Source organism: Periweissella fabaria, assembly GCF_918814575.1.
Taxonomy (GTDB): Bacteria; Bacillota; Bacilli; order Lactobacillales; family Lactobacillaceae; genus Periweissella; species Periweissella fabaria.
In genome coordinates this window covers 41,064-59,393 of record NZ_CAKKNS010000006.1, presented here as the reverse complement: position 1 = coordinate 59,393, position 18,330 = coordinate 41,064, and the positions used below count along the sequence as shown (strand labels likewise).

Genomic DNA, 18,330 nt, shown 5'->3' with positions numbered 1-18,330 from the left:
TATAATAAAATGATAGTCCGGGCGAAAGGTTGTGATAATTATGAAGTGTTCCCGCCTAAGTGAACATGTTTTGCAAATCACTCTTGCAGGAGATGATTTAATTAAATACGGCATAAGTGTCGTTGAAATTGTTCGCGGAGAAGTCGAAATGGAAACGATTTTTGAGGCTATTTTTCGCGATCTTGATGAAGAAAATCAACAATTTGATATTAAGCAAGTTGCTATTCAATTTGAAGAAAAAAACCAAATGCAGATTTTCTTAAGTAATACTGATGATGAAAATGGCTTACAGTCATTTGTTGTTTCACGTAATTTAGAAGCACAAAAGAAATTTTTCTCAAGTGATGAAGCGGCTTTTGAAATTGAAAGTCCACTAGATTTTAGTGATGATGACGATACTGATGCTAACTTATTTGCTGAGTTAAATCATATTGCGGCTGCAAATGAGGAAGAAGTTAAACAGAGCGTTGAAAAGGGCATCTATTCACCAGTATTTGTTTTTAAAGACTTTAACGATGTGATTTTATTAGCTCAAAATTTTGTGTTTGATGATGCAGCTAGTGATTTATTTAAACTTGATGATTGTTATTACTTAACACTTGATTTTGAGTATGAAAATGCAATATCAGCTAAAGTTGCTAAAACAATTTCATATGTACTTGATTATGCCGATGTGGCTCGTAATGTGACCAAACCAATGTTAGTTGAGCGTGGTGAACATATTATGAAAAACGTGGCGATTGAGTTACTGCGATACTATTTTAAAGCGTAGAAATACGCTTTTTTTTATTACTTTTAAAATTAATTACCGTACTTTATTAATAAAAGAGGTACGGGTGATGCTTTATGCTCAAATCGATCAAAAATTAGTTAGTGCTAATGAGGTATTGGTAACGCAAGCAAATTTTCGGTGTCCTGGCTGTGGAGCGCAAGTTAGGTATCGGCATGGACAGCTTAATGTTGCTCATTTTGCCCATATTAGTGCTCGATGTGCTTTTGAAGCGGAACCAGAATCAGCTGCTCATTTAATGGGGAAACTGCAATTATATCAGCTTGGAACGCAAATTGGTGAGGCGCAGGTTGAAGTCGTTTTTTCAACAATTAAGCAACGAGCAGACGTTGTTGTAGAATATAAGAAAAATAAATATATCTTAGAGTATCAATGCAGTCCGATTAGTCGTACCCAAGTAAAGCAAAGAACCCGAGCTTATCAACAATTAGGCTATGAAGTTATATGGTTACTCGGCCCTAAATATCAGCAAAGTAAAATCCGTAAAAGCTTAGTCGCAAAATTTAATGATGCGTTACTGATTTTTTATAATTATAAAACGCAAAAATGTACACTTACCGCTAATTTTAATGAAGTTGATTTTCAAAGTTTACAATCAATCAGTCAAGAATATGAATTAGACCAGCTCTTACAAGTAATTAAAATATATAAAAAACGGGTGTTTTGGCAAGATAGTCCAACTACTAAGCAAGTGTTAATACAACAAAGTATTAAAATTCAACAGCAGTTGGTTCGAAAAAATAAAGAATGGTTACAAATACAACAAGAGTGCTACCAAGTAAAGCATAATCTTAGTGGGGTGCCTTGGATTTGTCATCCTAAAAAAAGTATGCCACTTGGTTTGGCGATGCCCCATATTTTATGGCGTAGTCGATGCGTGCTATTACTAGAGCATTACCCATTGGAAACTATTTTTGCAGTTTCAAAGCTACAAAATATGTTTGTTAAGCAAGGCTGTTGGTTAACAATCGATGAACGCCTCTGTCGGTATATTGTTAATCAATTTATCATTGAATTAGTTAGTAATCAGGTTTTAACTAGGATTGGTCCAGGTAAACTTGAATTAATTTGCTATCCAGAATGGTACGCCAATTGGCAATTTAAAACGAATTCATTAAAATTAAATTAAAATATACGATTATTCTCATTTTATGGTAATATGTAAAGTATCAATAGAAATTGGAGGACGATGATGTCAGAAGTAAAGCAATTACCAACCCGCGATGAAGTTGCTGAAAGTCAAACTTGGGACTTAAGCAAAATTTTTGCAAATGATGAAGCTTGGGAACAAGCATTAAAAGGGGTTCAAGCAGAACTTCCCGAAGTAGCAGAATATGCTGGTACTTTGGCAGAGTCAGCGACCCAATTATTAGCAGCTACGCAAGCAATTTTAGATGTAACTCGTAAAGTTGAAAAAATTTATGTGTATGCATCAATGAAGTCAGACCAAGATACAGCTAATTCTAAATATCAAGGTTATAATGCCCAAGCTGGTATGTTATGGGCCAAAGCAAGTGGTGCGATTGCCTACTTTGAACCAGAAGTATTAGCTATTGCACCTGCCGTGTTGAGCGAATTTATTGGCACTAACAATGAATTAAACGCCTACCAACACTTCTTTGATAAAATCACGGAAGCACGTGGACATGTGTTGACCCCTAATGAAGAAAAGTTACTTGCTGGGGCTAGTGACATTTTCTCTGCTTCGGAAAATACATTTGGTGTTTTAGATAACGCTGATTTAAAATTTGGCATTGTCCAAGATGAAGATGGTAATGATGTGCAACTTTCAAATGGGGTATATTCACGGCATTTAGAATCAACTAATCGTGAAGTTCGTAAGCAAGCCTTTACAACCCTTTACGAAAGTTATGATCAATTCCAACACACATTTGCCTCAACGTTGTCACAACACGTCCATGGCCACAATTACTTAGCAAGTGTTCATAATTACGACAGCGCCCGGCAATCAGCCCTAGCTGGTAATAGTATTCCTGAGAGTGTTTTTGAAACCCTTATTGACCAAGTAAATGAACATTTACCTTTATTACACCGCTATGTGGCTTTACGTAAACGTATTTTAGGGGTTGATGAACTCCACACATATGATTTGTACACACCAATTACTGGTGAAGCATCATTAACATATGACTATCAAAGTGCGGTAGCCACTGCATTAGACGCTTTAAAACCACTTGGTGATGATTACCTTGATGTTGTGCAAGAAGCCTTTGACAACCGTTGGATTGATGTTGTTGAAAACAAAGGCAAGCGTTCAGGTGCATATTCTGGTGGAGCCTATGACACAGACCCATACATCTTACTTAACTGGCAAGATAACTTGGATAACTTGTTTACGTTAGTGCATGAAATGGGTCACTCTGTCCACTCATATTTCACGCGTAAAAACCAACCATACCAATATGGTGATTATTCAATTTTCTTAGCTGAAATTGCATCAACAACAAATGAAAATATTTTAACGGAATACTTATTGGAACGTGAAACAGATCCAAAAGTACGGGCTTACATTTTAAACCATTACTTAGATGGTTTTAAGGGAACAGTTTTCCGTCAAACACAATTTGCTGAATTTGAACACTGGTTACACGAAGAAGATCAAGCTGGTGAACCATTGACGGCGGAAATTTTGAGTGATTTCTATGGTGACTTGAATCGTCGCTACTATGGTCCTGATTTAGCATTTGATGATCAAATTGCTCTTGAATGGGCTCGAATCCCACACTTCTACTACAATTACTATGTATACCAATATGCAACTGGAATGTCAGCTGCCACTACTTTAGCTGATAATATCACTAGTGGTGATGCCCAAGCTGTTGCAGCGTACAAGAATTATCTTAAAGCCGGAAATTCAGACTTCCCAATTGAAGTTATGAAAAAGGCTGGTGTTGATATGACCCAACCGGCTTACTTAGAACAAGCGTTTAAGGTCTTTGAAGAACGTTTAAACGAGTTAGAAGCACTTCTAGGATAATTAAATAATCTATTAAAAAATGGCCGAATTATTTTCGGTCATTTTTGCGTATTTTTAGCTAGGTAGCCACCAATTCAGTAGCTGATTTCGTTATAATAGTAGGTAAGAACTTGAAAAGAGGAGATGTTACATGGATTTAAGTGAATTTTCCCAAAAATTTGGTGCTGAAGCTGCACCGAATTATCGCTTTCGTGGCGAGCCATTTAATTTAAGTTTTACACGTTATGAAAATGGTAATTGGTGTGTTAATTTAGCGGAAGTTACAGATGATAATGACCAATTAACTTTAGCTAATGAGGTAACGGTCCCATTAAAATCAAAAATAGCAGATGACTTTATTGCGTTAGCCAGTAATCAAGGGGAATATATTAAATTCTTTTTGAATAACAATATTATTGTTAAACATCCTTTTTTTATGGAAAAAACAGGCCAACCTGGTGAAATACGACCTTTAGTTAATGAGACTTATCAGCTAACACCTGACTTTATAGCGTTTGTTGAACAGCAAAGTGGCTATAATATGACCGACCAGCGCGATGTAACAGTAAGCTTTGTTGTAGAACGCCCAACAAGTGGGTTTACCCGGTTAATTTTTGATCGTGACGCACAGCTAAGAGAAAATCCTGATTTAGGGATGGCAGATGGTGGTAGTGGTCAGCGCCGTAATTCTGAACAAACTGCTAACGGCGCTGCTAGTATGGAAGATCAGCTTACAGCAAGTGAAATCTTAGATGAATTGACGTATCCAATCGATGGTAATGACGTTCCGGTTGAACTAAATGTAAAACGGTATGCGGTTGATGGAAATTGGTATGTTGATATTCGGACACGGGATACCCAAGAAACACTCTGTATTTTAACTGATCATGGACCAAAGTTAAGTTCACGCTATCAATTACACGTTAATTTACAAGAAAATCAAGCAATTGGTGATCAAGTTACACAAGCTTGGTTACAGGCAACTAAATTATTTAAGCAAATTAATGTTAGCGAACGTAAGGCGGAATTGAATAGTGTTGGCTTATTAGTGTTAGAAGGGCAAGTTTAATGACTGATAAAAATAATTTATTTCCTTTATATGTCGCTGAAAAATTTGCGACATGGGCTTGTGATCAACAAGGTCTTAAGGTCGTTGATGATTTACATCAAGCCCAATGGTTGACGGTTGATGGCATTATGTACGGTATTGAAAATGACCAAAATCCACGTGAAATTCAAGCCAATATTAAAGATTATTTAATGAAATTTGATGCTTATCAAGCATTGACAGTTAATAAAAATAATTTTTGGAGTATTGTCCATGAAGCAACGGGATTAGTACGAGTTGTCCCTGAAACCGAGATTGTGCGGACGATGATTTTACAACCATTAACTGCTAAACAACAACAAATTATCGCGGATGCGAACTTTGAATTGGAACCATATACTAAAAACCGTCATTATTTCGCTTACAATTTGTAAGTTAATGTGATATGATAGCTAGGTTGACAAAGTTATCTAAAATATTTTACTCGTAATTGACAATTGCTTATTTTATTGAAGTAATGCTAAATCAATGAATTGGAGTGAAGATAATGGCAAAAAAATCTAAGATTGCAAAAGCAAAGAAAATTGAAGCAACCGTAACTAAGTTTGCTGCTAAACGAGCCGAATTGAAAGCGGCGGGGGATTATGCAGCCTTAGCAAAATTACCACGGAATGCTTCACCTGTTCGGATGCATAATCGTGACATGTTAGATGGACGACCACATGCATATATGCGTAAATTTGGCCTTAGTCGGCTTAATTTTCGAGAATTAGCCCATAAAGGACAAATTCCAGGTGTACAAAAAGCATCTTGGTAGATTCAACTTGCTCGGTCTAAAAGCAAAATGAATATGATATAAATAATCGTTAGAAACAGAAAATGTTTTGACGGTTATTTTTTTACGCTTAAAAAACTAATTATTAAATTAGCTGATAGACGCAAAAATCGGATATTAGAAAAATTTTTTAAAAATTTTTTTAGGGGTAAAAACATGATTAAATCAACACTTTTTGTAAAAGTGTTCAAAATAAAATAGTTAACACCGTTGACAATAAACGGTATATATAATATTCTTTCAACATCGAATATTTTGATGTTCGAAATAATTTTGGAGGGTAATTATTTGCAAGTCTTAAATGCACAAGAAATTATGGATCTTATTCCAAACCGTTATCCAATTCTTTACATGGATTACGTTGATGAAATGGAACCTGGTAAATCAATTATCGCAACCAAGAACGTAACAATTAATGAACAGTTTTTCCAAGGCCATTTTCCTGGTAATCCAGTAATGCCTGGTGTGCTAATTATTGAATCATTGGCGCAAGCTGCTTCAATTTTAATTCTTTCATCACCCGACTTTAAAGGTAAAACTGCCTATCTTGGTGGTGTTAACGATGCGAAGTTCAAACGGATGGTTAAACCTGGGGATGTTTTGAAGTTACATATTGAATTTGTAAAACAACGCGCCAACATGGGAATTGTTTCGGCAAAAGCAATGGTTGACGGTAAAGTTGCAACAAGTGCAGAATTAATGTTTATTGTGGCACCAAATACAAAAGCATAATTCAAACATTTGATTATTAGTCTTTGCATTAATGAGGAATTACAGTCTTATGATGAATGAATTAACTGATTTAAATGCAAAGTTAGTAAAGATATTTAACGATGTTAAATGGGTTGAGGAACGTAATTTATCCCAGTCGAACTTTGCAGATTTAAATCTTCGAGATATGCATACGATTGAAGCCATCTCGGTTGATGAAAATCAGACGGTTTCCCAGGTTGCACATATAATGTGTTTATCACCTGGATCGATGACAAAAATTATTGATAAATTGGTTGAGCTATTATATGTAAAACGGATGCCAAGCAAAACAGACCGGCGAATAACGCACCTAGGTTTAACAGAGAAGGGACAAGCGATTTTTCTAGAGCATTTACACTTTCATCAAAATCTCGTCTTAGCGCTTACGCGTGATATGGATGAACAAGAGATTAAGATGTTAATGCAAGGAGTGTCGAATGTCCAAAATTTCTTAAATCGTAAATAACCATTTAACTCTGCGGAGAAAATGAAAATGGCAGGAATTCGAATTCTTGAAACAGCACATTATGTTCCAGAACGTATTGTGGAAAATGAAGAATTAACCCATTACATGGATACAAGTGATGAATGGATTAGTAGTAGAACTGGTATTTCACGGCGCCATGTGGTTACCGCTGAAAATACGAGTGATGTAACTTTAAAAGTTGCTCAAGCACTACTAGCTCAAGCTGACTTAGAGCCCGCTAAGCTTGACTTTATCTTAGTTGCAACGATGTCACCAGATTATTTAACACCTGGTGTTGCAGCCCAAGTTCAAGGAGCTTTAGGTGCGATTAATGCTTTTGCACTCGATGTTAATGCTGCTTGTGCAGGTTTTGTTTATGCCCTCACAGTAGCTGATAAATTGATTGCTGAAGGTCAACGTGGATTAGTGATTGGCGCTGATGTGTTGTCAAAACTAATCGATTGGGATGATCGCACATCTGCTGTTCTTTTTGGGGATGGTGCTGGTGGCTTCTTAGTAGAAGGCGTCCCAGTAAGTGCAATTCATGCGACTGACTTAGCAACATTTGGTATTGATAATCACGCAATTAGAGCCGGTAAGGTTGCTAATAAAAATGTGATTGCCGGTGAAATTTCACCAGCAGAGCCATATTTTGCAATGAGTGGACGTGATGTTTATAACTTTGCAACGCGGCAAGTACCAATGTCAATTGTGAAAGCATTAGACAGTGCTGAGTTAACTCTCAGTGATATTGACAAAGTGTTATTACACCAAGCCAATGGTCGAATGGTCGAACAAATTGCCAAAAAATTAAAACAACCGTTGGAAAAGTTTCCAACTAATATTGCCGAATATGGCAATACCTCGGCAGCTTCAATTCCGATTCTTGCTGATGAACTAATTAAGTCAGAAGCGATTAAACGTGGTGACAAATTAGTTTTCACTGGTTTTGGTGGTGGGCTTAGCTTAGGAACAACAATTATAACTTATTAAAAAATACATTAAATTAAAAAAAGAGGAATTAATATTATGACTGAAGCACAAATCTTAGCAAAAGTAACTGAAATCTTGGCAGACCAATTTGACTTGGAAGCAAGCGAAATCAAGCCTGCAACTGACTTACGTAACGATATCGAATCAGATTCATTAGATATCTTTGAATTAATGAACCAAGTTGAAGACGAATTTGATATCAAGTTGGACGTTGAAGATGGTGTTCAAACGGTACAAGATTTAGTTAACGTTATTAACGAACGTTTAAACGCTGCTTAATAATATCAAAAAAGGAGTCCTGAAAGTGAAAGAATTACATCCGTTTTACCAAGAACTCGGCCTAAAGTACCCAATTTTTCAAGGCGGAATGGCATGGGTTGCTGATGGTCATTTAGCGGCTGCAGTGTCCGAAGCTGGTGGGCTTGGTATTATTGGGTCTGGTCACTTCAATGGTGATCAAACTCGTGAGCAAATTCGAATTGCTAAATCAATTACTAACAAGCCATTTGGGGTTAACGTAATGCTACTTAACCGACATGTGGATGAAGTACTTGATGCAATTATCGAAGAAGGCGTTTCAGTAGTTACTACTGGTGCCGGAAACCCAGCCAAGCACATTGATCGCTTGCACGCTGCAGGGATTAAAGTTATTCCTGTTGTGCCATCTGTAGGTTTGGCTAAAATTATGGAACGTACTGGTGTTGATGCTGTGATTGCCGAAGGGCTTGAATCAGGTGGTCACATCGGTAAGTTAACAACAATGGCCCTTGTTCCCCAAGTAGTTGATGCCGTTAACATTCCGGTTATCGCAGCTGGTGGGATTGCTGATGGTCGTGGCCTTGCTGCGGCACAAATGTTAGGGGCGATTGGAGTTCAGATGGGAACTCGTTTCTTAACTGCGCAAGAATCAAACATTCACCGTAACTATAAAGATGCTGTGCTTAAGGCTAAGGACGTGGATACATTAGTTACAGGTTCATATGTTGGTCATGCTGCGCGTGTTCTTAAAAATAAAATGTCAAAAAACTTTATTAAGTTTGAAAAAGCTGAATCAACCAAAGAAGAACCAGATATGGAAGCATTGGAACAATTAGGTAACGGTGCCCTTCGGACAGCGGTTCAAACAGGTGATTCAGAACATGGTTCATTCATGGCTGGTGAAGTATCAGGAATGGTTAACGATGAACCAACCGCAGCTGAGATTTTAGAATCTGTTTGGTCTCAAGCTAACGAATTACTTAACAACAAGTAAAAAGGAGTTGTATTAATGCCAGTTGGATTTTTGTTTGGTGGCCAAGGTGGTCAAAACGTTAACATGTCAGCTCATTTATATGAAAATTTTCCAAAGTACCGCGCAATTATTGATTTAGCAACGACTGTGTTAGGTTATGATGTTTTGGCTAAATTACAAGATGAAGCAGCGTTAAAAACGACAAAGTATACGCAACCACTTGTTGTCGCGCATTCGTTTGGTTTATATGAAGTTGCAAAAGATCAGTTTACAGCACCAACGGCTGCATTGGGCTTAAGTTTAGGGGAATACACCGCATTAATTGCCAGTGGTACCTTAGATTTTGTCGATGGATTACGCTTAGTTGCTAAGCGCGGTCAGTTGATGCAAGATGCCGTTGAAACAACGCCTGGAACAATGGCAGCGGTGATGACTGAAGATTTCACTTTAGTTGAAAATGTTTTAACGCAAATTCGGAATAATGGGGAACAAGTTTTCCCAGCTAACTATAATAGTGGTCAACAACTTGTTATTGGTGGAAGCCCAGCTGGAGTTGAACAAGCAATTGCAGCTTTAACCGAAGCAGGTATTAAACGGGTTATTCCGTTAAATGTAGCCGGAGCCTTCCATACGCCATTATTAGCAAGTGCGCAAGCTGAATTTGCTAACGTATTAGCTGATGTTACTTTTAAGCAACCAGCTTTTACAGTATTTAGTAACACAACAAAAGCACCTTTTGATTTAGCAACAATCAAGCAAGTCTTAGTTGATCAATTAGTTAATCCAACTTTTTTTGCCCAAGATTTAAATTTAATGGCCGAACAAGGGATTACGGAATTTGTTGAATTTGGACCAGATAACACATTAACGAAGTTTGCTCGTAAAACAGTTAAAGATAGTGAACGGACTAGTGTTTATGATTTTGCATCATTACAAAAGGTGATGGGAGAAGAATATGCAGTTAACTGATAAAATTGTCCTCGTGACGGGATCAACTCGTGGAATTGGCTTGGCAACCGCACACGCTTTTGCAGCGGCTGGGGCCCAAGTTATCTTACACGGTCGTAAACAACCGAGTGATGAGATTCTAGCACAATTTACTGACTACCAACATCAACCTGCAGTTTGCTTAGGTGATTTAGCTGATGAAAATGCGGTTGCCGAATTATTAGCGGCTGTTAAAGAAATTGGCTTTGTTGACATTTTGGTTAATAATGCTGGAATTACTGATGATAGCTTAGCGATGGGGATGAAACCCGCGCAATTTATGCATGTCATTCAAACAAACCTGATTGGTACTTTTAATTTGACCCAACCTATTTTCAAGCAAATGTTGAAAAAACGGACAGGAACAATTATTAACATGAGTAGTGTCGTTGGGATTGGTGGTAATGTTGGCCAAGCTAACTATGCAGCAAGTAAGGCTGGAATCATTGGCTTAACTAAAACATTGGCCAAAGAAGGTGCCATGCGTGGCATCCGGGTTAATGCAATTGCTCCCGGAATGATTGCTACTGATATGACGGCAGTATTAAGTGAAAAAGTGCAGACAGAAATTTTAGAACAAATTCCCTTAAAACGCTTTGGTGAAGCCCAAGAAATTGCGCAAACAGCGCTCTTCTTGGCACAAAATGACTACATTACAGGTCAAACCATCGTTGTTGATGGTGGAATGATTGGATAGAGGTAATAAATAATGAAACGAGTTGTAATTACTGGGCTTGGAGCAGTTACTCCACTTGGAAATAGTGTTGAGGAATTTGCTGACGGTATCTTTAATAGTAAGCTTGGATTCGGTGAAATTACTAAATTTGCTGATAACGAAACTGAAGTTAAGTATGTTGGTGAAGTTAAAGACTTTGACGCTAACCAATATGTTGGTAAAAAAGAAGCTAAACGGATGGATTTATTTTCACAATATGCCGTTCATGCCGCAACTGAAGCCATGAACCAAAGTGGGTTATCAGATGAAAATATTGATAGCACACGCCTAGGAGTTATTCTAGGTTCAGGGATTGGTGGTTTGACGACGATCCAAGACCAAGTTATTAAAATGCATGATAAAGGAATGACCCGTGTGTCACCAATGTTTGTGCCACAATCAATTGTTAATATGGCCGCCGGAAATGTTGCATTACGTTTCCACGCCCAAAATATTTCAACAGTTGTTGTAACGGCATGTGCTAGTGCAACTAATGCCATTGGGGATGCTTATAACCGTATTCGTCTTGGTTATGCTGATGCAATGATTACTGGTGGATCAGAAGCTTCAATTAACAAAATTGGTATCTCAGGATTTGATGCTTTAAGCACATTATCACGAGCTACTGAAGTTGAAGATGCCTCAATTCCATTTGATGCTAATCGGCATGGTTTTGTGATGGGTGAAGGTGCCGGTGTATTGGTACTTGAAGACCTTGAACATGCCCAAGCGCGTGGTGCTAAAATTCTAGGTGAAATTATCGGATTTGGGGCAACGACTGATGCCTTCCACATGACATCACCAGAACCACATGGTGAAGGTGCAACTCGTGCCATGCAAGAAGCTTTGCGTGATGCCAATATCCAACCAAGTGATGTTGATTACATCAATGCTCACGGAACAGCAACAGGGGCTAACGATAGCTCTGAAGCACAAGCAATTGAAAACGTATTTGGCTTGGAAAGTGGTGTTTTGACATCATCAACCAAGTCAATGACTGGTCACTTGCTTGGTGCGGCTGGTGGGATTGAAGCCGTAATTACTGCGATGACTTTGATTAAAGGCCAATTACCAGTTAACGTCGGCTTGAAAGAAAAAGATCCAGTGGTTAATATTCCACTTGTTGACGATTCTAATAAGCACACAGCTGCTAAAATTGCGATTTCAAATTCATTTGGATTTGGTGGTCACAATGCAGTTATTGCAATGAAACGGTGGGATGATTAATGGAATTAGCAGATATTAAAACATTAATTGCCGATTTTGAAGCTGGCTCAATTCGTGAATTAAATATTGAAGATGGTGCTTTTCATTTGGCATTGAGTAAAAATGAAAATGCAACGCTTGTAACATCAACGGCTAGTGTAGCACCAACAACTATGGCTGCTCCAGCTCCTATTACTAGTGCCCCGGTTGCTGTTGCACCACAACCAGAAGTTGCTGAAAACGCCGAGTTTATTAAAGCACCACTTGTGGGTAGTGTTTACTTACAACCAAGTGAAGGTGTGGCATCATTTGTTGAAATTGGTTCACAAGTTGAAAAAGGTCAAACGGTTGCAATCATTGAAGCAATGAAAATGATGACGGAAATAAAAGCACCATTTAGCGGTAAAATTACCGATGTGTTAGTTAAAAATGAAGAAATCGTTGAATTTGACAAACCATTGTTCAAAGTCGTTCGCGATTAAAATATAATGGGTTGCTCGGTGACGATCAGCCCATTTTTTTTAAAAAAGAGGAAATAAATATGTCAGAAGAAGTTATTTTAGATACAGTTGCAATTCAAAAGATTCTCCCACACCGTTATCCGATGTTGATGATTGATCAAGTCATTGGTCTTGAACCAGGTGTTTCATGTACTGCTATTAAAAATGTATCAGTAAATGAAGAAATTTTTGTTGGCCATTTCCCAGGTGATCCTGTCTTACCAGGGGCTTTCGTGATTGAAGCTTTGGCTCAAACTGGTGCAGTTGCTTTACTCTCAATGCCTGAATTTGAAGGTAAAACGGCGTACTTTGGTGGTATTAAGACGGCTAAGTTCCGTAAGATGACAAAACCAGGTACACAATTACGACTTGAGGTCACTTTAGATAAAATCCGTGGTAATATTGGACAAGGAAAAGGAATTGCCTACATCGGCACTAAAAAGGCTGTTGATGCAGAATTGACCTTTGTGATTGGATAATTTGGAAGGTAGAATTTAATGTTTAAAAAAGTATTGATTGCCAACCGTGGTGACATTGCCACGCGGATGGTACGCGTATTGCGAGAAATGAACATTGCGTCCGTTGCAATATATTCAACGGCTGATGCTGATAGTTTACATGTACAGTTAGCGGATGAAGCAATTTGTGTTGGGGGCCCTAAGCCAACAGATTCATACTTAAATATGAAGAACATCCTTAGTGCGGCAGTGATTACTGGTTCAGAAGCGATTTACCCAGGATACGGTTTCTTATCAGAAAATTCAATGTTTGCGCAAATGGTAGCGGATTTAAATCTCACATTTATCGGTCCAAAGCCAGAGACAATTGATTTGATGGGTAACAAAGCGAATGCCCGTGAGTACATGCGTGAAGCTGGTATTCCAGTAACCCCTGGTTCAAAAGGTTTTATCCACGATGCGGATGAAGCTAAAAAAGTCGCTGATGAAGTTGGCTATCCAGTGTTATTAAAAGCTGTTGCTGGTGGTGGTGGTAAAGGGATGCGGTTCATTACTGAAGCTAGTGAATTAGCACCTAAGTTTTTAGAAGCACAAAATGAAGCTAAAAAAGCCTTTGGTGATGGGGCGATGTATCTGGAAAAAGTTTTGACGGATGTCTCACACATTGAAGTGCAAATTTTACGTGACAATTTTGGTAATGCGGTGTACTTGCCTGAACGAAATTGCTCGTTACAACGTAATAACCAAAAGGTTCTAGAAGAAAGTCCTTCAGTCGGGGTTTCTCCTGAAAAGCGGGCCTACTTAGGTGAATTGGCAGTTAAAGCGGCTAATGCCCTTGATTACCGTGGTACAGGAACCCTTGAATTTTTACGTGATAGTGATGGTAATTTCTACTTTATGGAAATGAACACACGGATTCAAGTTGAACACCCGGTTACGGAAATGGTTACTGGTTTGGACTTGTTGAAGCTACAAGTTGAAATTGCTGCTAACCAAAAATTAACGTTAACGCAAGATGATATTCAAATTAAAGGTCATGCCATTGAAGTTCGTTTGAATGCCGAACAACCAGAATTGAACTTTGCACCAAGTGCTGGTCCAATTGATTACTTATACGTACCGAATGGTGGTAATGGTGTTCGTATTGATACTGATTTATTTACTGGTGCCGTAGTACAACCATTTTATGACTCAATGATTGGTAAGTTAATTGCGAGTGGTGAAGATCGTGAAGCGGCCTTAACTCGTTTACACCGGTTATTAGATGAAATTGTGCTTGGTGGGATTAAAACGAATATTAATTTCCAAAAGGCCTTAGTTCAAGATGCGCATGTTAAAACAGGGGACTTTAATACTAAGTACCTAGAGAATGAATTTTTACCAACTTGGTTAGCTGAGGTAAGTGCTCATGAAACTGTTTAATAAAGAACATGCGATTCCTCAAGTTGATAGTAAAACAATCAATGATAAAATTCCGGATGGACTATGGATTGAGTGTCCAATTTGTCATAAAGCCATCTACCGGAGTGCATTAACTACTTTAAAAGTATGTCCAGAATGTAACTATGGTTTTCGGTTAAAGGCGTATGAACGTGTTAAATTATTAACATCTTCATTCTCTGAAATTGATCATGATTTAGCGTTGCCAGAAGCTACTTTTCCTGGTTATGCGCAAAAACTTGAAAAAGCCAAAGCTCTCACAAACTTAAATGAATCTGTTTTAACAGGAATTGCCACAATTAAGGATGCTAAAGTTGCCTTAGGAGTGATGGATTCAAGCTTTATTATGGGTTCATTGGGTTCAGTGACTGGTGAAAAAATCGTCCGCTTGTTTGAAGTTGCCTTAAAAGAAAAATTGCCCGTAATTTTATTTACGGCATCTGGTGGGGCTCGAATGCAAGAAGGGATTATGTCATTAATGCAAATGGCTAAAGTTTCGGCAGCTGTAGCTAAGCATGCACAAGCTGGGTTATTCTATATGACCGTCTTAACTGATCCAACGACAGGTGGGGTGATGGCTAGTTTTGCGATGCAAGCAGATGTAATCATTGCTGAACCACATGCCTTAATTGGATTTGCTGGTCGACGAGTTATTGAACAAACACTGCATGAAAAATTACCAGCTGATTTTCAACGTGCTGAAATGTTACAAACGTGTGGCTTCCTCGATGCCATTGTGACTCGTCAAGAGCTTCCAAGCGTCATTAATATGCTTGTCAAGCAACATGGAGGTCAAGCTTAATGAATATTTTTAAACGTGAAATAACCGCAGCACAGACAGTTAAACTTGCCCGAGAAGATCGGTATACTGCCCGCCAATTGATTGACGGGATTGTAACTGATTTCTTTGAATTACACGGTGATCGTCAAAGTTATGATGATTCATCAATCATTGGTGGTCTTGGTTTCTTGGGGACAACACCGGTTACAATTATTGCAATTGATAAAGGAATTGAATTTGCTGAAAAAGTGCAAAAGCACAATGGTTCACCGCTCCCTAGTGGATACCGTAAAGCTCAACGGTTAATGGCTCAAGCGGCTAAATTCAACCGACCAATCATTACATTAATTAATACACCAGGTGCTTATCCAGGTAAAGAAGCTGAAGAGATGGGGCAAGGACAAGCTATTGCTGAAAGCATCTTGCAAAGTATGCAATTAACCGTACCGGTAATTGCAATTGTATACGGTGAAGGTGGTTCAGGTGGTGCCTTGGCATTAGCAACTGCTAATGAAGTTTGGATGTTTGAGCATGCAACATATTCGGTGCTATCACCAGAAGGTTTTGCAGCTATCTTATGGAAAGATGCTAGTCGGAGTGATGAAGCAGCTGAGTTACTTGGCTTGACACCAAAAGATTTATTAAATAACGGTGTGATTGAAAAGGTTATTCCTGACCAAAAGCGGGTAGAACGTTTAACCGCAACGTTACGGACAGAATTAATTAATACTATTGCTAAGTATCAAGATTTAGATGGTGAAGCACTTGTTGCACATCGGATGGATCGTTTTAGTAAATTCTAAACATCTGTATAGCAATAAAAACGACGTACATGCTTGTGTATGTCGTTTTTTGTTAGTTAGCAAGGAAGAGATACGCTTTAACTAAAACGCTTAAATTGGTGTCTTAAAAGGCTTTTTGATAAGTATCTATTATAATTTTAGTAAATGATAACATGTTCCTAAAACAGAAAGCTTATTAATTAGTAGAAGGGCTTGTGTTGTTGGTAATTTGTAGTATGATACATGTAGATTAAAAATCAATGTGAATAATTTGGAGGGTAGTTATATGCCACAAGCAAAAGTTGAAAGTTTTGAACTAGATCACACAGCTGTCAAAGCGCCATATGTACGCAAAATTATTGTTGAAAATGGACCAGTCGGTGATAAAATTACTAATTTTGATTTACGCCTAGTACAACCGAATGAAGAAGCAATTGGAATGGCGGGACTACACACTATCGAACACTTACTCGCAGGCCTTTTACGGACCCGCTTAGATGGTGTAATTGATTGTTCACCATTTGGCTGTCAAACTGGTTTTCACTTGATTATGTGGGGTGAACAAGATAACGAAGCAGTTGCTAAGGCTTTAAAATCAGCTTTAGAAGAGATTGCGAATGTGGTTACATGGGATGATGTACCGGGGACAGCCATTGAAAGTTGCGGGAATTACAAAAATCACAGTTTATTTAGTGCTAAAGAATGGGCTAAATTGATTTTATCACGTGGAATTTCAACAGATCCTTATGAACGTAAAGTAATTTAATTTTAAGCGGTTTATTAAATACCATTAACTTAAAATAAAACACCCTGGAAATTAATTTCCGGGGTGTTTTTGGGTGCCTTACTTTATTGAAAGCACTTTTAGATGGGATATACCTTTAATTTAAAAGGCTAACATGGACACTATTAAGGCAGATTTGCCGGTATATCTTCGACATGTACGTTAATTAACACAATTTGCGTTTCTGAATTGATTTCAAAATTGGCTTCTGCATTAAGATGGGTGGCCTGCTCAACTTGTTGTGATAAAAAGCCAGCTTCTAGATTAAAATCGGGGTGTGCTGAATTGACAAGGAAGCGATTTTTAACGAAATCACCGGCTAACTGCCAAGTTTGTTGATTTCCCTGTTGGGAAAGTTTAGTTAATTCACCAAAACCAGCATTTAAGAAAAAAATTGCTATTTCTTCATCAAGGGATACTTGATAAGTCCGAGCTAAATTTTTCCCGGCCCAGTATGAAATACTAGACGTATCTTCTTGTAAAACATCTGGAATTAGAATATCTCGTAATAGGTTGATTGCAAATGGTGAAGGAGCGCCATTTGCTGCAACTAAAAGATCATATGTATGCGCGTCCATCGAATTCTCCCAATAATTAGTTACTATAATTTTAGCAAAAACGAGCGCATAATGTTAGCAAAAATAATTAAGAAATGCTTATTATCAAGCTTTAAGAAACTAAGCTAAAAAAGCACTGAAATTTCAGTTGATTAAAGTATAATATAATTAATAACATCATGATTAGAGGTAAAAAAATGACAACACAAGCAATAGGTTATATTGATTCAGGAATTGGGGGCATTACAGTCGCCCGTGAAGCACTTCGTCAATTACCGCATGAGGTTGTATATTACGTTGGTGATACTGCTCGGATGCCCTATGGTCCGCGGCCAACTGAAGAAGTTCTTGCTTATACATGGGAAATGGTTGATTTTCTGGTAAAAAAAGATATCAAAATGCTGGTAATTGCTTGTAATACGGCAACAGCAGCTGCATTACCAGATTTACGGGCTAAATTAGATATTCCTGTGATTGGAGTAATTGCGCCGGGCGTGCGTGGGGCTTTACGAGCGACAAAGAATAAACGTATTGGGGTTATTGCGACCGCTGGAACGGTAAAATCACAAGCATATGCTAAAGCACTTGAACACAAGGATGGTGCCGTTGTGGTATCACAACTTGCCTGCCCAGAATTTGTTCAAATTGTAGAAAATAATCAATCAGATTCAGCAGCAGCAACGGCCGTGATTTCTGATAAATTGGCGTACTTTGCAGATAAAGATATTGATACCTTAGTTTTGGGATGTACCCATTTTCCATTACTAGATCAAACGATTGCTAAGGTAATGGGTGAAAATGTAGCGTTAGTAAATTCAGGTGCGGTGGCAATTGAGAATGTTTCAGCGATGCTTGATGAATTAAATATTAGTAATCCAGCATCAATTGATCGTAGTAAGGATGAATACTATACAACAGGTGATGCAGCGGCCTTTCATACGCTAGCTAGTCGTTGGTTAAACGATGATAACTTAAATGTACAACACTTAGCAATGACAACTACTGGACTTAAATTGGAGAATTAACA

22 protein-coding genes are annotated in these 18,330 nt (G+C 38.1%); 21 read left to right on the top strand and 1 reads right to left on the bottom strand.

Annotated features, from left to right (window positions below):
- Positions 1-40 precede the first annotated feature (40 nt).
- From LQZ75_RS06935 to LQZ75_RS06840, 20 genes are all read left to right on the top strand, one after another.
- Positions 41-772, top strand: coding sequence for an adaptor protein MecA (locus LQZ75_RS06935; RefSeq protein WP_230097110.1), 732 nt, complete (start codon positions 41-43; stop codon positions 770-772).
- A 67-nt stretch (positions 773-839) separates the two neighbouring features.
- A complete protein-coding gene (locus LQZ75_RS06930) occupies positions 840-1,919 on the top strand; it encodes a competence protein CoiA (protein WP_230097109.1) in 1,080 nt (359 codons plus the stop codon).
- Positions 1,920-1,982: 63 nt separating this feature from the next.
- The gene (pepF, locus tag LQZ75_RS06925; protein ID WP_230097181.1) at positions 1,983-3,788 is read left to right on the top strand and encodes an oligoendopeptidase F; all 1,806 of its coding nucleotides are present in this window, start codon (positions 1,983-1,985) and stop codon (positions 3,786-3,788) included.
- 130 nt (positions 3,789-3,918) lie between these two features.
- On the top strand, positions 3,919-4,836 hold the full coding sequence (locus LQZ75_RS06920) for a hypothetical protein (RefSeq protein WP_230097108.1): 918 nt from the start codon (positions 3,919-3,921) through the stop codon (positions 4,834-4,836).
- Complete coding sequence (locus LQZ75_RS06915; RefSeq protein ID WP_230097107.1) at positions 4,836-5,249, top strand: hypothetical protein; 414 nt, start codon at positions 4,836-4,838, stop codon at positions 5,247-5,249. The genes LQZ75_RS06920 and LQZ75_RS06915 overlap by 1 nt, the downstream gene beginning before the upstream one ends.
- Before the next feature lie 113 nt (positions 5,250-5,362).
- Positions 5,363-5,632, top strand: a complete 270-nt coding sequence (gene rpsN, locus LQZ75_RS06910) for a 30S ribosomal protein S14 (protein ID WP_230097106.1) — start codon at positions 5,363-5,365, stop codon at positions 5,630-5,632.
- Between the two features lie 276 nt (positions 5,633-5,908).
- Positions 5,909-6,382, top strand: coding sequence for a 3-hydroxyacyl-ACP dehydratase FabZ (fabZ, locus tag LQZ75_RS06905; RefSeq protein WP_230097105.1), 474 nt, complete (start codon positions 5,909-5,911; stop codon positions 6,380-6,382).
- A gap of 49 nt (positions 6,383-6,431) precedes the next feature.
- A complete protein-coding gene (locus tag LQZ75_RS06900; protein ID WP_230097104.1) occupies positions 6,432-6,869 on the top strand; it encodes a MarR family winged helix-turn-helix transcriptional regulator in 438 nt (145 codons plus the stop codon).
- A gap of 27 nt (positions 6,870-6,896) precedes the next feature.
- On the top strand, positions 6,897-7,862 hold the full coding sequence (locus LQZ75_RS06895) for a beta-ketoacyl-ACP synthase III (RefSeq protein ID WP_230097103.1): 966 nt from the start codon (positions 6,897-6,899) through the stop codon (positions 7,860-7,862).
- 36 nt (positions 7,863-7,898) lie between these two features.
- On the top strand, positions 7,899-8,141 hold the full coding sequence (locus LQZ75_RS06890) for an acyl carrier protein (protein ID WP_230097102.1): 243 nt from the start codon (positions 7,899-7,901) through the stop codon (positions 8,139-8,141).
- Between the two features lie 19 nt (positions 8,142-8,160).
- Complete coding sequence (locus LQZ75_RS06885) at positions 8,161-9,114, top strand: nitronate monooxygenase (protein ID WP_284707469.1); 954 nt, start codon at positions 8,161-8,163, stop codon at positions 9,112-9,114.
- A gap of 15 nt (positions 9,115-9,129) precedes the next feature.
- On the top strand, positions 9,130-10,062 hold the full coding sequence (locus LQZ75_RS06880) for an ACP S-malonyltransferase (protein ID WP_230097101.1): 933 nt from the start codon (positions 9,130-9,132) through the stop codon (positions 10,060-10,062).
- Positions 10,049-10,777, top strand: coding sequence for a 3-oxoacyl-ACP reductase FabG (fabG, locus tag LQZ75_RS06875; protein WP_230097100.1), 729 nt, complete (start codon positions 10,049-10,051; stop codon positions 10,775-10,777). The genes LQZ75_RS06880 and fabG overlap by 14 nt, the downstream gene beginning before the upstream one ends.
- A 12-nt stretch (positions 10,778-10,789) precedes the next feature.
- Positions 10,790-12,022 carry a beta-ketoacyl-ACP synthase II gene (gene fabF / locus LQZ75_RS06870; protein ID WP_230097099.1) on the top strand — a complete coding sequence of 411 codons (1,233 nt, stop codon included), beginning with the start codon at positions 10,790-10,792 and terminating at the stop codon, positions 12,020-12,022.
- The gene (gene accB, locus LQZ75_RS06865) at positions 12,022-12,483 is read left to right on the top strand and encodes an acetyl-CoA carboxylase biotin carboxyl carrier protein (RefSeq protein WP_230097098.1); all 462 of its coding nucleotides are present in this window, start codon (positions 12,022-12,024) and stop codon (positions 12,481-12,483) included. The genes fabF and accB overlap by 1 nt, the downstream gene beginning before the upstream one ends.
- A 59-nt stretch (positions 12,484-12,542) precedes the next feature.
- Positions 12,543-12,980 carry a 3-hydroxyacyl-ACP dehydratase FabZ gene (gene fabZ, locus LQZ75_RS06860; RefSeq protein WP_230097097.1) on the top strand — a complete coding sequence of 146 codons (438 nt, stop codon included), beginning with the start codon at positions 12,543-12,545 and terminating at the stop codon, positions 12,978-12,980.
- A gap of 18 nt (positions 12,981-12,998) precedes the next feature.
- The gene (locus tag LQZ75_RS06855; protein WP_230097096.1) at positions 12,999-14,381 is read left to right on the top strand and encodes an acetyl-CoA carboxylase biotin carboxylase subunit; all 1,383 of its coding nucleotides are present in this window, start codon (positions 12,999-13,001) and stop codon (positions 14,379-14,381) included.
- Positions 14,368-15,201 carry an acetyl-CoA carboxylase carboxyltransferase subunit beta gene (locus tag LQZ75_RS06850; RefSeq protein ID WP_230097095.1) on the top strand — a complete coding sequence of 278 codons (834 nt, stop codon included), beginning with the start codon at positions 14,368-14,370 and terminating at the stop codon, positions 15,199-15,201. The genes LQZ75_RS06855 and LQZ75_RS06850 overlap by 14 nt, the downstream gene beginning before the upstream one ends.
- Positions 15,201-15,983 carry a carboxyltransferase subunit alpha gene (accA, locus tag LQZ75_RS06845; protein WP_230097094.1) on the top strand — a complete coding sequence of 261 codons (783 nt, stop codon included), beginning with the start codon at positions 15,201-15,203 and terminating at the stop codon, positions 15,981-15,983. Before LQZ75_RS06850 ends, accA begins: the two co-directional genes overlap by 1 nt.
- 265 nt (positions 15,984-16,248) lie before the next feature.
- Positions 16,249-16,728, top strand: coding sequence for an S-ribosylhomocysteine lyase (locus tag LQZ75_RS06840; protein WP_230097093.1), 480 nt, complete (start codon positions 16,249-16,251; stop codon positions 16,726-16,728).
- Between the two features lie 143 nt (positions 16,729-16,871).
- On the opposite strand, the gene LQZ75_RS06835 is transcribed toward LQZ75_RS06840, so the two are convergent.
- Entirely contained in the window at positions 16,872-17,324 is a 453-nt protein-coding gene (locus LQZ75_RS06835; RefSeq protein ID WP_230097092.1) for a DUF2507 domain-containing protein, read from the bottom strand.
- Between the two features lie 176 nt (positions 17,325-17,500).
- On the opposite strand from LQZ75_RS06835, the gene racE reads away from it, so the two are divergent.
- Positions 17,501-18,328 carry a glutamate racemase gene (gene racE, locus LQZ75_RS06830; RefSeq protein WP_230097091.1) on the top strand — a complete coding sequence of 276 codons (828 nt, stop codon included), beginning with the start codon at positions 17,501-17,503 and terminating at the stop codon, positions 18,326-18,328.
- The last annotated feature ends 2 nt before the right edge of the window (positions 18,329-18,330 follow it).